This window comes from Desulfatiferula olefinivorans (genome assembly GCF_054657895.1).
The window spans coordinates 60,767-75,038 of sequence record NZ_BAAHXV010000001.1; the positions used below are offsets into that span (position 1 = coordinate 60,767).

Annotated in this window: 11 protein-coding genes; 4 read left to right on the top strand and 7 right to left on the bottom strand. The window is 60.2% G+C overall.

Features of this window, described 5'->3' with window-relative positions:
- Positions 1-80: 80 nt before the first annotated feature.
- Positions 81-1,520 (bottom strand): DegQ family serine endoprotease, encoded by a 1,440-nt coding sequence (locus ACYQ11_RS00240; protein WP_459921721.1) that lies wholly within the window; start codon positions 1,518-1,520, stop codon positions 81-83.
- A gap of 1,305 nt (positions 1,521-2,825) precedes the next feature.
- On the opposite strand from ACYQ11_RS00240, the gene ACYQ11_RS00245 reads away from it, so the two are divergent.
- From ACYQ11_RS00245 to ACYQ11_RS00260, 4 genes are read left to right on the top strand one after another with little or no spacing between them, the layout of a single operon-like run.
- Positions 2,826-4,613: an ATP-binding protein gene (locus tag ACYQ11_RS00245; protein WP_459921722.1), complete on the top strand. Its 1,788-nt coding sequence runs from the start codon at positions 2,826-2,828 to the stop codon at positions 4,611-4,613.
- Positions 4,600-5,973 (top strand): sigma-54-dependent transcriptional regulator, encoded by a 1,374-nt coding sequence (locus ACYQ11_RS00250; protein ID WP_459921723.1) that lies wholly within the window; start codon positions 4,600-4,602, stop codon positions 5,971-5,973. The genes ACYQ11_RS00245 and ACYQ11_RS00250 overlap by 14 nt, the downstream gene beginning before the upstream one ends.
- Entirely contained in the window at positions 5,974-6,894 is a 921-nt protein-coding gene (locus tag ACYQ11_RS00255; RefSeq protein WP_459921724.1) for an MBL fold metallo-hydrolase, read from the top strand. It abuts the gene before it with no gap.
- Positions 6,891-7,286, top strand: coding sequence for a RidA family protein (locus ACYQ11_RS00260; RefSeq protein ID WP_459921725.1), 396 nt, complete (start codon positions 6,891-6,893; stop codon positions 7,284-7,286). Before ACYQ11_RS00255 ends, ACYQ11_RS00260 begins: the two co-directional genes overlap by 4 nt.
- Before the next feature lie 44 nt (positions 7,287-7,330).
- Here the strand turns inward: ACYQ11_RS00260 and ACYQ11_RS00265 are convergent, their stop codons facing one another.
- From ACYQ11_RS00265 to ACYQ11_RS00290, 6 genes are all read right to left on the bottom strand, one after another.
- Positions 7,331-9,049: a flotillin family protein gene (locus ACYQ11_RS00265; protein ID WP_459921726.1), complete on the bottom strand. Its 1,719-nt coding sequence runs from the start codon at positions 9,047-9,049 to the stop codon at positions 7,331-7,333.
- A gap of 111 nt (positions 9,050-9,160) precedes the next feature.
- Positions 9,161-9,844 (bottom strand): YqiJ family protein, encoded by a 684-nt coding sequence (locus ACYQ11_RS00270; RefSeq protein WP_459921727.1) that lies wholly within the window; start codon positions 9,842-9,844, stop codon positions 9,161-9,163.
- 6 nt (positions 9,845-9,850) lie between these two features.
- Positions 9,851-10,537: a PspA/IM30 family protein gene (locus ACYQ11_RS00275; protein ID WP_459921728.1), complete on the bottom strand. Its 687-nt coding sequence runs from the start codon at positions 10,535-10,537 to the stop codon at positions 9,851-9,853.
- A 63-nt stretch (positions 10,538-10,600) separates the two neighbouring features.
- Entirely contained in the window at positions 10,601-11,119 is a 519-nt protein-coding gene (locus ACYQ11_RS00280; protein ID WP_459921729.1) for a hypothetical protein, read from the bottom strand.
- 151 nt (positions 11,120-11,270) lie between these two features.
- Entirely contained in the window at positions 11,271-12,422 is a 1,152-nt protein-coding gene (locus ACYQ11_RS00285) for a class II aldolase/adducin family protein (protein ID WP_459921730.1), read from the bottom strand.
- On the bottom strand, positions 12,423-14,114 hold the full coding sequence (locus tag ACYQ11_RS00290; RefSeq protein ID WP_459921731.1) for an aldehyde ferredoxin oxidoreductase family protein: 1,692 nt from the start codon (positions 14,112-14,114) through the stop codon (positions 12,423-12,425).
- Between the last annotated feature and the right edge of the window lie 158 nt (positions 14,115-14,272).

Below are 14,272 nucleotides of genomic sequence, written 5' to 3' on the forward strand. Positions count from 1 at the left end.
CTGAGGCGAAGCGGCTTTTTTTATTTGGTGATTTAAGGCGTTCATTCCGGCACAGGAGGCCCTGCGCCGGGATGCCGTTCCTATCGGGTGATCTTGACGATCTTCAGACCCATGCGCGGGCTGATCACGGCCAGGGTGATCACGTCGCCGGTCTTGACTTGTTTGACGGCGGCGCGGAAATCCGCAACAGAGCGGACGGGTTTCCGGTTGACTTCATCGATCATGTCGCCGGGCACAAGACCGGCCCGCGCCGCCTTGCTGCCCGGAGCCACGGCCGTGATGAACAGGCCGTCGGCGGCCTTGACATTGTACCGCCGCTCGATCTCCGGCGTGATCTCCGACACGGAAAGACCCAGGTCGGCCGGATCCTCGGTCGCTCCGCCCCGGGCCGCCGTACTCTGATCGTCGCGCTTGGCGATTTTCACGTCAAAGACCTTTTCCTTGCCGTCACGCAGCACCGTGACCTTGACCTTTTTATCGACCCGGATTCCCGCCACGATGGTGGTCAGGTCCCGGCTGTCCGACACCTCCTTGCCGTCGACGCGGAGGATGATGTCCTTGGCCTCGATGCCCGCCTCGTCGGCGGGGTCGCCGGGGAACACCTCCATGACCAGAACGCCTTTTTTGTCTTTCAGGCCGTAATAATCAGCGATGTCCTGGGTGATACCCTGGATGGAAACCCCCATCCACCCCCGGGTGACGTTGCCGCTTTCCTTGAGCTGGGCGATGATGTTCCGGGCCAGGTTCGCGGGAATGGCGAAGCCGATGCCCTGGCCGCTCTGAATGATGGCCGTGTTGATGCCCACCACCCGGCCGTCCAGATCGATCAGGGGGCCCCCGCTGTTGCCGGGGTTGATGGAGGTGTCGGTCTGGATGAAGTCGTCGTAGGGCCCGGAGCCGATGACCCGCCCCTTGGCGCTGACGATTCCTGCCGTGACCGTATGGCCCAGGCCGAAGGGATTGCCGATGGCCACCACCCAGCGGCCGACCTTGAGTTCATCGGAATCGCCGAGTTCGAGAACGGTCAGGGTTTCATCGGGGTCGATCTTGATCAGGGCCAGGTCGGTGTTTTTATCGGTGCCGATGATTTTGGCCTCGTATTCCTTGCCGTCCTTGAGAATGACCTTGATCTGGTCGGTATTTTCGACCACATGGTTGTTGGTGACGATATAGCCGTCCCGATCGATGATGAAGCCCGAACCCAGACTGCGCTGTTTGAATTCCTGCTGGGGCTGGTTGCCGAAGAACCGCTCGAACAGATCGTTCATCGGGTCCTCGTTGCCGAAGGGGTTTTTCTGGAAATGCCGGAAAACACGGCCGCCGCCGTTGACGGTTTTTTCCGTGGAGATGTTGACCACGGCGGGGCTGAGCGTTTCGGCGATGGCGGTGAAATCCGCAGGGATCATGGGGGGGCTGTCGGCCCGGACCGCTGCCGGAAGAGACAGGGCCAGCATCAGGGCCAGGGCGGTTATCCGGGAACGAAGAACGGATGCGTGTTCACGTGCATGTCTGTGTGCCATAAGGTCTCCTTGTCTGTCGTGAAGTCAATGGAATAATCGGATAGCAAAGCCTGTGCCGACCAAGGGCGGTCAGGGCGAATTTGTTTCAGGCCTATAAAATAAGACGGTTTTCCGGATCGTAAAGGCCCGGTTTCGGGCTTTGCCGTGCCGGGGCATCAAGCGGAATGGATATTTTTTACCCATGGTTCTTCCCAAAAAGATACAGCCGGCTATTTTTTACCCGGTTCGGTCTGTGGCGGCAGGACGTCAATGCAAAGGATGCGGTCAGGGGCGGTTGTCATCCGAACGGGTGAAGCCGGAACGGTTTGGGAAACCGTCCCGGCTTACAGTGCCCGTTTGAAAGGAGAATGAGAAAGGAATGTGTGACACGAAGTCGAGAATCTCTAAAGCAAAGGTGGTGCCAATAGTATGAATAATTTATATAACCAATTGAAGTTAAATGAAATAATATCATGAATTCCGCTTCGCGCTCCCTGGATTCCTCTGAAATCGACCGGGGTCTGTAACCGTTTTACCCGGATTGGCGCTTGCGCCCTGGATACCGCCGGAAAATCCGGATACAAAGGACCCACCTGCCGGTTTCAGACAAAAAAAAGGCCCTGCCGGTGAGGGCAGGGCCTGGGGTCATGGCAAGGGGGGGTGAGAGTGCCATAACATCGTCGGCATGAATCGTGATTCATGCGGATGATCGTGTGATTCCTCCAAGCGGATCGCGGGCGGAAACCCGAAGGCTCCCACCCGCGACGTGCCCGTTTGAAAGGAGAGTGGATGAAGAAAAGGTCTTGCTATGGTTTCGTTTGTGAATGGTACTTCTGCTTGCTTCACAAAACGTTTTTTCCGGTCCCTGGGGGAGGTCAACCGGGACAGGGCCTGCCGTTTTCATTGAATGCCCTATCCCGGTATCGTCCCCGGTTGGAGGAGAGGAGACTTACAAACGTTTACCGTCGACTGTCGTTCCCGGGTGATGTGAAAGAACCGTGATGACGCGATGGTGACATTATCCCAATGCATTCGGTGTGCCGGCTTGTACGGTGATGGAATGTTAAATTTGTATCTATTTGAAATTTATAATTAAATATTGTATTTAGTTCGGGTGTGGCGTATCGGTCACCGTTTTTTTCTTGAAAGTCCGGGACGGATCATGGATACTTTCGATCCACATCCGACACCGGAACCCGTATCCATGTGGGTTATTTGTATCCAGCTTGGCCGGCAAAGCGGGATCGATTAAATTAAAAGGCTGTGTTTTCAAGTTGTTGACAATAAACGGATCCATGGGCATCTGTTTTGCAAAGTGAGTGAGGGATGATGATGACCCCGAAGAAGCGCCCCGGAAAAATATGGAATGAAGTGCCTGCCCTGGTTTTTGTGGGGACCCTGCTGATCCTGACCCCGATTTTTGCCTTCATCACCATCGACAACATCCGGCGTCAGGAAAAAAACACCGAAATTCTTCTGGGGGAAAAGGGGGCCGCCCTGATCCGTTCCTTCGAGGCCGGCACGCGCATCGGGATTACCGGCGGCCCGGGGGAAATCCGCGAGTTGCAGAAGCTGCTGTTCGAAACGGCCCAGCAGCCGGATATCGACTATCTTCTGGTGGCCGACACCAACGGGACCATCATCGCCCACAGCAATTACATGTACACCGGTGTCATGCTCAATCTGTTCAGCCACAACAAGAAGGTCGATCTCCAGAAAATCGCCGACTCCAACAATCTGTACAAGCAGATCGTCGTCTCCCCCGAAGGCAAACGGACCTTTGTGGTGTTTCGGAAATTTTCTCCCTCGGGCCTGCCCCACCCCGGGTCCATCCTTTCGTTTTTCAATCAGTCCATGGGACGCAAGGGCATTCTGGATCTGACCGCGCCCGAAAAAATCATCGTGGTGGCCCTGGACATGGATTCGGTGGACGAAATGCGCAAAATCTATTTCAGGGACGCCATCATCACCGGGGTGATTCTGCTGCTCACCGGCATTTCGGGCATTATTTTTCTGTTCATGGTCCAGGGATACCGCAGCACCCGAAGCTCGCTCAAACGCATCAAGGTCTTTTCGAACACCGTGGTCGAAAACATGCCCGTGGGGCTGATCGCCCTGGATCACATCCGGTCCGTGGTCTCCCTCAATCAGGTGGCCAAGACCATTTTGAACATAGACTCCACCAGCGAAGGCAGGCCCGCGGCCGAGGTTCTTCCGAAGGAAATGGTCGAACGCCTGGATCAGCTGGGCCGGGACCAGGACATCCTCGACCGGGAAATCACCTGCATCCTGCCCGACGGGCGGCATCTGCCCCTGGAACTCAGCGCCGCCCTGCTCAAGGACCAGGAGAACGGTATCGCGGGAACCATCTGCCTGTTCAAGGACCTCACCGAGGAAAAAGCCCTGAAAAGCGAGGTGGAGCGCAGCCACCGTCTGGCCTCGGTGGGCAAGCTGGCCGCCGGGGTGGCCCATGAAATCCGGAACCCCCTGAGTTCCATCAAGGGTTTCGCCACCTATTTCAAGGAACGGTACAGCACCGTTCCGGAAGACCGGCAGATTTCCGACATCATGATTCAGGAAGTGGATCGGCTGAACCGGGTGGTTGGGCAGCTGCTGGAGTTCGCCCGGCCGGTGGCCCTGGCGCCCCGGACGGTCGCGGTCCGGCCGTTCATGGAAACCGCCCTCAAACTGATCGAACGGCGGACTGCGGACAGCCGGGTGACGGTCTCCTGCACCATCGATCCGGACATCGACACGGCCCTGTTCGATCCGGACCGGATCAGCCAGGTGCTGCTGAATCTTTTCATCAACGCCGTCGAGGCCATGGAAGACGGCGGCGAGCTGACGGTCCGGGTCTTTGCGCCGGACTGCGGCAAGCCCGCCCTGATGATCCGGATCAGCGACACCGGCCACGGCATCTCCGCCGAGGACCTGGACCATATCTTCGACCCCTATTTCACCACGAAAAGCTCAGGCACGGGTCTGGGGCTGGCGATTTCCCACAACATTGTCGAAGCTCACGGCGGCGACATCGGCATCGAAAGCCGCCCCGGCCAGGGGACCGTCATCACCCTTTCCCTGCCGCAGAAAAAGGATTCCCATGAACAGCCGTAAACGACATTCCCTTCTGGTGGTCGACGACGACACGGCCCACCGCACCATGCTGGCCACCCTGCTCACAGGCTGGGGCTACGACATTACCGAGGCCGACGACGGCCAGATCGCCGTCGACCGGGTCCAGGAACGGGCCTACGACCTGGTCCTGATGGATGTGCGCATGATCAAGGTATCGGGTCTCGAGGCCATGGAAAAAATCAAGGCCTTCAATCCGGCCATTCCCGTGATCATCATGACCGCCTATTCGTCCATCGAGACCGCCGTGGACGCCCTGAAAAACGGGGCCTACGATTACCTGACCAAGCCCCTCGACTTCGAAAAACTCAAGCTGACCATCAAGCGGGCCACGGATCATTTCGATCTCAAGGAAGAAAACCGGTTGCTCAAAATCAGCCTGGAAAACCAGTTCGACCGTCAGAACATCATCGGCCGAAGCCCGGCCATGGTCAAGCTGCTGGAAACCGTGGCCCAGGTGGCCCAGTCCGAGGCCACGGTGCTGATCACCGGGGAATCGGGGACGGGCAAGGAACTGATCGCCGGGGCCACCCATTACAACAGCCCCCGCAAGGACGCGCCCTTTGTGAAGATCAACTGTGCGGCCCTCACCGAGACCCTGCTTGAATCCGAGCTGTTCGGCCATGAAAAGGGCGCCTTCACCGGGGCCCACAAGAAAAAGGAAGGCAAATTCGTCCAGGCCGACGGGGGCAGCCTTTTCCTCGACGAGGTTAGTGAAATGCCCCTGTCCATGCAGGTCAAACTGCTTCGGGTGCTTCAGGAACGGGAGTTGACCCGGGTGGGCGGTGAGGACGTGATCAAGGTGGATGTGCGCCTGATTGCCGCCACCAACAAGAATCTGGTCGAGCTGGTGGCCCGGGGCGAATTCCGGGAAGACCTTTACTATCGACTCAACGTGGTGGATCTTTATCTGCCGCCCTTGCGGGAGCGCACGGACGACATTCCCCTGATCGCCCAGCGCTACCTGGACATGTTCGCCGAAAAGAACCGCAAAACGGTCAGCGGGTTCACGCCCCAGGCCATGGATGTCCTGATCCGCCATCCCTGGCCGGGCAACGTCCGTGAGCTGATGAACGCCGTGGAACGTGCCGTGGTGCTCTGCCAGGGCGCCTATCTGGACGCGGACAATTTTCTTGCCATCAAGGGTGCGGAGCCGGACAGGCCGGACGCTCCGGCCGGCTCCCTGCCGTTTTCCGCCGACATGACCCTGGAGGACGTGGAAAAGAATGTGATTTTAAGCACCCTGGATTCGGTGGACGGCAACAAGAGCGAAGCGGCACGGCGTCTGGGTATCACCCGTAAAACCCTGCACAAGAAACTCAAGCAATACGGAAAAATGTAGATGAATCACCCCGCCGTTCACAGATTAACCGAGCATGTGTTCTTTGTCGAAGCCCCCGAGCAGGGCCGCTTCCCCTACTGCCACGGCTTTGTGTTCAAAGGCCGGGACACCCTTCTGATCGACGCCGGGCTGGGCGATGCGCTGATACGGGAGGTGGACGATCTGTTTCATATCGACATCCTGGTCATCTCCCATTGCCATCCGGATCATATAAGGAGCCTTCACGTGCTCGGCGACCGGGCGCTTTTTCTGCCCCGGGAAACCCCGGAGGCCGTGGACGATCTGGAGACTCTGGGCGCCTGGTACACCGGCTCGGCCGAGGCGGGCCGTCACTGGGTCGAGGTCATCGGCAAGCCCTTCGGCATCGTCCCCCTGCGCCGTCCGGACCGGCGCTACGGCCACGGCGACATTTTTGATATCGGCACGGCCCGGATCGAGGCCGTCCACGTGCCCGGCCACCACGAGGACCACTACTGTTTTCTCGACCATGTGTCCGGCACCCTGATCACCACGGACATCGATTTTTCGGGATTCGGCCCCTGGTACGGCAATCCGTCCGGAAAGGTCGAGCTGTTCATGGACGGGGTCCGGCGGGTGATGGCTCTGCCTTACAAACGCGTCTGCTCGTCCCACCGGCCGCCCATCGAGGGTGACGCCGGCGAGGCATTCAACGCCTTTCTCGCCGCCTTCGACCGTCAAAAAAGGGAATTTTTCCGCTGCCTGGGGCAGGGGAAAACGCTGGAGGACCTCGTGGCGGTTTCTCCCCTTTACCACAACAAGTTTCTCGATCGGACCATCCAGAACATTTTCGAGCGGCATATGGCCGAGGAAAACCTGGCCCGGCTGATCGCCGAAGGTCGGGTGACCCTGGATAGCGGGGTCTTCAGGCCCACAGATTCTATTGACACGGAGGCATTATGATCCGCCCCATCAGCACAGCGGACGCGCCCCGGGCCATCGGCCCCTATTCCCAGGCCGTCTGTACGGGGAGTCTGGTCTTCATCTCCGGCCAGATCCCCATCGATCCTGAAACCGGCGCTCTGGTCGACGGCGACATCGGCGCCCAGACCCACCGGGTGCTCCAAAACATCCGGGCCGTCTGCACGGCCGCCGGCGGCGATCTGTCCCGGGTGGTCAAGACCACGATCTACCTGACCGACCTGGGCCTGTTTCAATCCGTCAACGCGGTCTACGCAAGCTATTTCACCGACTGCCCTCCGGCCCGGGCCACGGTCCAGGTCTCGGCCCTGCCCCTGGGCGCCCTGATCGAAATCGATGCGGTGATGGCCCTTTCAGACGGCGCCCCGTCCTGAACGATATGTCCGGCCGGACGGGATAACCGCCCGGCCCGGATCACTCAGGATTCTTCGGAAACATCGCCGTCTTTTTTGGGCAGGATCTCGCGGGTCAGGCCGTTGATGTCGCCGCCTTTGAGACCGATGTCCGCCAGCAGGGAATCCAGGAGAGGGGCCTGGCCCCGGTAACGGAGGGCGCTGTTCACCAGCTGATCGGACAGGTTGGCGGCGGGCGGCGCGTCACCCTCGCCGCCCGCCCCATGGCTGCCGCCGGTCAGGCCGTTCACCTGGATGATCTTGATGCCCTCGATCCGCTCCATGGGTTTGACGCTTTCACGAATGATATCCGGCAGGTACTTGATCAGGGCCATGCGGATCTGCATGGCCACCTGGCTTTCGGACAGGATGTTGTCGGCCTCGTTGAGCAGCCGTTTCCCGGCGGCCTCGACGGCGTAACTCTTTTCGGCGGCCTGGGCCTTGACGATCTCCGCATCGGCCTCGGCCTGGGCCGCGATCTTCACCGCCTCGGCCCTGTCCAGGGCCGCCTGTTTTTCGGCGTCGGCCGCCACCTTGATCCGGATGGCGTCCCGTTCGGCCGCTTGACGGGCTTCGACCAGTTCCACGGCTTTCTTTCGTTCGGCGATTTCGGTGTCACGCACCGTGGCCACCGCCTCCTCTTCCTTGACGGCCAGGGCCCGGGCCCGATCCGCCTCGGCCTGGGCCTCGGATTTCTCCTTGGATTTTTCGGCAATGGCGATGGCCCGGTCCTGTTCGGACAGCTCCACGGATTTTTTCTGCTCGATTTCAGCCGTCTCAACCGCCCTGGCCCGGGTGATGTCCTTCTCCTTGAGCCGCTGTTCCTTTTCGATGCGCCCTTCTTCCACGGCCCGTTCGGCCTCGATCTTGGCGGTGGCCACCTGCTGCTCGGCCAGGATTTTCGCCTGGTCGGCCTCCCGCTGTTTTTCCGCCTGTTTTTTGGCAATCTCGGAATTCTGTTCGGCCCGGCGGATCTCGATTTCCCGCTCCTGCTGCATGCGGGCGTATTCCTCTTCCCGGCGGATTTCGAGTTTCATCCGTTCGGCTTCCAGGTTCTTGGTCGCCACGGCCACCTCGGTGTCCTGTTCGATTTCATTGCGCTTACGGCGTCTGGCCTGAATTTCCTCGGTGAGCTTGGTCAGACCCTCGGCGTCGAAGGCGTTGTCCGGATTGAAAAATTCCTTGCTGGTCTGGTCCAGTCCCGTCAGCGATACCGATTCAAGTTCCAGTCCGTTTTTTAAAAGATCCTCGGAGACGGCCTGCTGGACTTTCTGGACGAAATCCACCCGCTGCTCGTGAAGCTCGATCATGGCCATTTCCGCCGCCACGGCCCGCAGGGCATCGACGAATTTGCCTTCGACCAGCCGTTTGAGCTCATTGGGCTCCATGGTTTTCATACCCAGGGTCTGGGCCGCGTTGGCGATGGCCTCCTCGGAGGGCTTGACCCGGACGTAGAACTCGGCGGTCACGTCCACGCGCATGCGGTCCCGGGTGATCAGGGCCTGGTCGTTGGACCGCTGGACCTCCAGCCTCAGGGTGTTCATGTTGACCGGAATGATTTCCTGAAACACCGGCAGCACCAGGGCGCCGCCGTTCATGATGACCTTCTGGCCCCCGGCCCCGGTCCGCACGAAGGAAATCTCCTTGGACGACCGTGTGTAGAGCTTGGAGATAAAAATGATGACGGCGATCAGACAGATGGCCGAGACCCCCGCAATAAAAAGAATTCCGGTCACTCCTTCCATAAAACGTATCCTCCAGATTGATGATTGAGGGTAATAGCGGACAACGCCCAGGACGGGCACCGCCGCGCGACAAGCATTTGACGTGTAAATCAGGATTTAGGTCACATCGTTTCAGCGATCATCCCGCGTTTGCGATTGACCGGAGCCCCCGGGAAGCGTGTCTTCGATGACCTTGTATACGGCCCGGTCCCGGTTGACGATCAGCACCGATTGACCCTGCTTGAAGGTCGCACCGTCCACATCGGGCTCGACCATCAGGTAGTGGGTGGTTCCGTGCCGATCGGTGAACTTGGCCTGGGCCGGGCTGCCTGCCCGGGCCGTGCCGATGACGATGGTGGCCGTCCGGCCGATGTAGCCGGCCTCGGACATCGCGGCGGTTTCATCCTGGGGCATCACCCGGGCGATGATCCGGCCGAACACCCGGATCTGGGGCAGGGTCGCCGTAACGGCAAGGACCGATGCGATCGTCCCGGGAAGGACACGGCCGGTCACATGGTTCGCCAGCATCTGGATGATCAGACCGGTGAGTCCGAAGCCGGTCAGAAACAGAATCACCAGAACCATCACCGGCACCCTGCCGATGTGCAGCCAGCCAAGAAGGTGTGTGAGTCCCGAATGGGCGTCCAGATCCGGGGCGTCCACATCCCAGTCCAGATCGGGGACCAGGGAATCGAGGAAGTCCGACAGGCCGAAACCCACGACGCTGCCCATCCCCTCGATCAGGGCGATCAGGACCATCAGACCGATGGATACGGTAAACGGCAGGTTTTGCCGGATCACCAGAAAATCAATCATCCCCGTTTATCCTTTGTTTTTTCCTTTGATGGACAAAAGCCGTTCATGGATTCGGTTTTTTCGCGCCATGGCCTCAAGCTCGGCCATGTTGGTCTCGTCTTTCAGTGTTCCGGACCGGGTTCCCAGAGGAACGCCGGCGGCTTTTTCCATGACCCGTTCAAACGCGGACTCGGCCCGGGCCACCCGAGCTTCGGCGGAATTGTTACGGGCCGAGCCCGCGGCCGTTGTCGACGGGGGCTGTCCGGCTTCGGCCTGGGCGCTGCGATACAGGCTCAGGTCGTCCTTCATCTGTCGTTTTTTGGCCTGCAGGGCGGAGATATAGCCTTCCAGTTCCTTTTCACGAATGCCGCAATCGGCAATGGTGGATTCGAGGACAGGGATCTGGGCTTCGATGTCCAGCTGCCGGGCGATGGCCGTTTCCGCCAGATCGTCACGGCCCTGGGATACGGCCAGTTCGATCTTTTCGGAAAGGTCTTCATGTTTTCTGTTTTCTTCCATCAGGCGGGAATTTGCAAGATGTTTGTTGGCCACGATCTTGCCCAGTTCGATGCGGACCTCGTCGATGGCCTCGTCGATTTCCATGATGGCCTGCTCCATGACGGCTTCGGGAACCGCGTCTTCCATGGCCCCGACCAGAGAACTGAAACTCGCGCTGATGATTCGTCCAATGCGTCCGATAAGTGTTTCCTTCATGTGGCGACTCCTTGTTTTGGATATCCCGAGTGTATCCCGGCGCCTTTCAGGCGGTCCGGGACCCTAAGCGTTGTTTCGGTCTTCCAGCTGCCTGACCAGAGCGGCCAGATCAAGCAGGGGGCGTGACCGTTTTTCCATCTGTTGTGGATTGTAGCAGTGATTCCAGCGATTTGTTCCCATTTGAAGCACCGATTCCATGATACGGAACAGGCGTTCGGCCACGTTTTTCTCCAATTCGCCCAGATCCGCGGCGGCGGGGGCGTTCGGGGACTCGGGCAGGGAGGACATCACACAGGCGATCAGATCCGGAAACCAGTCAAAGGCCCGAAAGATCAGCTCCGAATGGATTCCCTGCTCGTTTTCAGCCTGACGGACGGCCTCGATGACCGGGGCCATGAGGGTCTGGATCGTCTGAAAACACCCCGGGTAATCCGTCGTCGTCGATTGACGTTGCCGCTGCTCCCGGATGATGGCCCGCAGCTTGTCGCTGGGTGTGCCGGCCCCGCCGATGGTCAGGCGGCTCAGAAACTCGGCGTCTTCATGGGATATCCGGACGCTGATGGGTACGGTTTTGCTGGTCATGAATCACCTGTATATATAAGTTGGACGGTAAGGGTCTGTTTGGGGGATCGGAATCCGTTTCCCGTCGACCCGTTGAAAACAGATTATCCAAATCGAATACATTTGTAAACAAATAATGACATAGACCCCGAAGAACGTTGGGTAACGGTGCTCAGAGCCGCTTGAAGTACAGCTCCCGGCAGGTGTTTTCAATGGCCGTCAGGTGGGCGAGGGCCTGGTTGAAATCGTTTTCGGCGGTGCAGAACAGGCCGTGCCCGTAGACGATGACGCCGTCCTTGCCCGAAAGGGCCGGCGGCACGGTGTTGCAGAGACCAAAGGGGCCGGTGCCCACCTCGCCGGGGACGATGGGGATGCCCGAAACCGACCGGGGGTGGGGGCAGGTCCGGTAACAGGCGTCGCCCGGGGTACAGTCTTTTATCTCGCAGTCCATGGACAGGATCACGGCAAACCGGGGGTGGCCGTGGAGAATGGCCCGGTGGCCCGTGGATGAAAGGATGCCCAGATGGGCCGACAGCTCGCTGGAGGCGGTCAGGGCGGCGCAGGACGAGCCGTCCAGGGGGCAGGGGTCGACGCAGCCGGGCAGCCGGTCCAGAGAACTGCCGGTCTGGCTGATGTACAGCACATCGCCCAGGCGATAGGAGATGTTTCCGAAATAGGAATCCACCAGGCGCCGTTCGACCGTTTGCTTGCCCGCCTCGTCCATGGCCGCAAGCACCTGGGCCTCGGCGGTGAAGGGGCCCTGGGCCAGAGGGCCTTTAAACGGCGACGGGGCGGGCAGCATGGCGCAGGCCTGATCGAAGGCGCGGACAAAGCTCCGGCCCGTCCGCCCTGTTTTCCGGGCGGCCAGGTAATCGGAGAAAAATTTGACGAAGGCGGCGAAGCAGACCGAGGAAAGGGTCACGAAGGCCTGCTCCAGGCTGACGGTGCCGTAGGTGACCACGCCCCGGCCCGGCACGATGGCGCTTTTGCGTCGCCGAAGCAGGGCAATGATCCGGTCCGGATCATCGGCATCGGCCACGGGCAGGTCGTGGAGAAAGGTCCGGGTTTCGCAGTCCCGGGGCACGATGACCCCCCCGGCCGTTTTTGCCAGGTAATCGAGGATGCCGGCGTAGGGTTCGGCGGGCCGGGCGATCATCAGCGAATTGACGGACAGGCCGTCAAACAGGCGCAGGGCCAGGTCCCGGTCCGGAGATAAACGGTTCCAGGCGATGTCGTCATCGAGAAACCCCATCAGCACCCCGCCCGGGTCGATCAGTCCTGCGGCGGTCAGGCGGTTTTCGAAATCCGTGAAGATCGTGTCCATCTATTCCCCCCGGATTTTGTAATAGGCGGCCCGGGCCCTGAGAAAGGCGTCCCGGTCAATGGGGTTCACCGTCACGCCCGGCCCTGAGGTTCCCGGTTCCGTAAAAAAACGTCGGGGCAGGTCATCGTCGGCGTCGGTGAAGCCGTTGGCCCGGTTCATGGCCCGCTCGTTTTTGCAGATCCTTGCCCCCACGGCCAGAAGGTCCTGTCCGGTGGCGGCAAGGCCGGTCACCGCCTCAAAGACCCGTGCGTATTCCTCCAGGGTGGCGGCAAAGAAAATAAATTTGCAGGCGGTCAGGGAGTCGGCCGCAGCGTTGATGTCTTCGCCGATCTTGATCATCCGTGCCTTGCCCGCAAAGGAGAAACGATCCGTGGCCACAGGTTTTCGAAGGATTTCATGGCTGATGGGATAGGCCCTCAGATGGCAGGCCCCCCGGGTGGACACGGCAAAGGACAGGGCCATGCCCAGGGCGCCCCGGGGATCGTAGGCCGACAGTTCCTGGGATTTCACGCTGATCGAGGTTTCGGGCCGTCCCATGCTGCGGGCGTAACGGGCCGAACCCTGGCCCAGGGCACGGCCGTCGCCCCGGCCCCGGCCGATGTCCTCGAGCAGGGTCAGAATCTCACCGGGCGACAGGGTCCGGCCCTGAATTTCCGCAAAGCAGGACAGGGTGGCCGCCGCCGAAATGGTGTCCATGCCCAGATCGTTGCACAGCTGGTTCGCGGCCATCACCGTTTCCTTGTCCGTGTTGGACAAAAGGGCAGAAAAGTGGGACAGGGTTTCGAATTCGGGCATGGCCCGTCCGTCTTGGGCCACTTTTTTACACTGGATGGCGCAACCCCGGCAGCCCTTGCTTTTGGGCGCATAGGCGGCGTTGAACGTCACGGCGTTCATGGTCTTTGCCGGGTCGAACCGGGTTTTCCGAAAATTGTCCGTGGGCATCATCCGCCGACTGTCCATCAGGTCGTACAGAGCCCCGGTGCCGAACCGGGACAGACCGAAGGGGCCGGACAGGGCCGGGGAGGCCGACACCAGCCGGACGATGTCCTCCCTGGCCCGGGACAGGGCCTCGGCGTCATAGACCGGGATGCGTCCCCGGCCGCGGACGCTCAGGTATTTGATGTTTTTGGAGGCCATGACCAGGCCGATCCCGGTCCGACCCGCGGCAAAATGCCGGTCGACGATGATGCTGGAAAACAACACCCCGTGCTCCGCCGCCGGACCGATCACCGCCGAAGCGGCCCGAGGGGAAAGGCGGTCGAAGGTCGCGCCGACCGAGTATCCCGCAAGGGGCCGCGCATCGACGAAGACCGGTCCGTCGGCTGAAATCTCGATGCCGCAGAGTGTATCGCTTCTGCCCCGGATGATCACCCCGTCGATTCCGGCCTTTTTCATCATCACGCCCAGGGCGCCGCCCACCGAGGCGTCGCCCACGGCACCGGTCAGCGGAGACCGGCTCATCACCGTCATCCGTCCCGAGGTGGGCGAGGCGGTGCCCACCAGGGGCCCGGTAAAAAACAACAGCGGCATGGCCGGATCATCCCAGTTTCGGGTGACCTGATCGTTCAGATAACGGCCCGCAAGCCCCCGCCCCCCGATCCAGGTATGATACACCGACGGCTCCGGGGTTTCAAAGGCCCAGCTTTTTGTGTCAAGATCAATAATCAGTATGCGTCCGCACCACCCGTTCATTATCGTCCTTTCAACCCATGGGTTATGGCCTGACCATACAACCGTCACAGTTCTTTGGCCAGAAAAAACAGGGCTTCCATCTTGGGGATGGGGCGTTTCTCTTTAATCCGCTTTTATCCCGCCGTTGTGTTTCCGGACAGGTTCGGTTAATAAGGAAG

Bases quoted from the DNA above. Each gene is read 5' to 3' on its own strand.
- ACYQ11_RS00250 (WP_459921723.1), top strand. From the start codon at position 4,600: ATGAACAGCCGTAAACGACATTCCCTTCTGGTGGTCGACGACGACACG.
- ACYQ11_RS00280 (WP_459921729.1), bottom strand. From the start codon at position 11,119: ATGACCAGCAAAACCGTACCCATCAGCGTCCGGATATCCCATGAAGAC.
- ACYQ11_RS00260 (WP_459921725.1), top strand. From the start codon at position 6,891: ATGATCCGCCCCATCAGCACAGCGGACGCGCCCCGGGCCATCGGCCCC.
- ACYQ11_RS00275 (WP_459921728.1), bottom strand. From the start codon at position 10,537: ATGAAGGAAACACTTATCGGACGCATTGGACGAATCATCAGCGCGAGT.
- ACYQ11_RS00265 (WP_459921726.1), bottom strand. From the start codon at position 9,049: ATGGAAGGAGTGACCGGAATTCTTTTTATTGCGGGGGTCTCGGCCATC.
- ACYQ11_RS00255 (WP_459921724.1), top strand. From the start codon at position 5,974: ATGAATCACCCCGCCGTTCACAGATTAACCGAGCATGTGTTCTTTGTC.
- ACYQ11_RS00290 (WP_459921731.1), bottom strand. From the start codon at position 14,114: ATGAACGGGTGGTGCGGACGCATACTGATTATTGATCTTGACACAAAA.
- ACYQ11_RS00245 (WP_459921722.1), top strand. From the start codon at position 2,826: ATGATGATGACCCCGAAGAAGCGCCCCGGAAAAATATGGAATGAAGTG.
- ACYQ11_RS00240 (WP_459921721.1), bottom strand. From the start codon at position 1,520: ATGGCACACAGACATGCACGTGAACACGCATCCGTTCTTCGTTCCCGG.
- ACYQ11_RS00285 (WP_459921730.1), bottom strand. From the start codon at position 12,422: ATGGACACGATCTTCACGGATTTCGAAAACCGCCTGACCGCCGCAGGA.
- ACYQ11_RS00270 (WP_459921727.1), bottom strand. From the start codon at position 9,844: ATGATTGATTTTCTGGTGATCCGGCAAAACCTGCCGTTTACCGTATCC.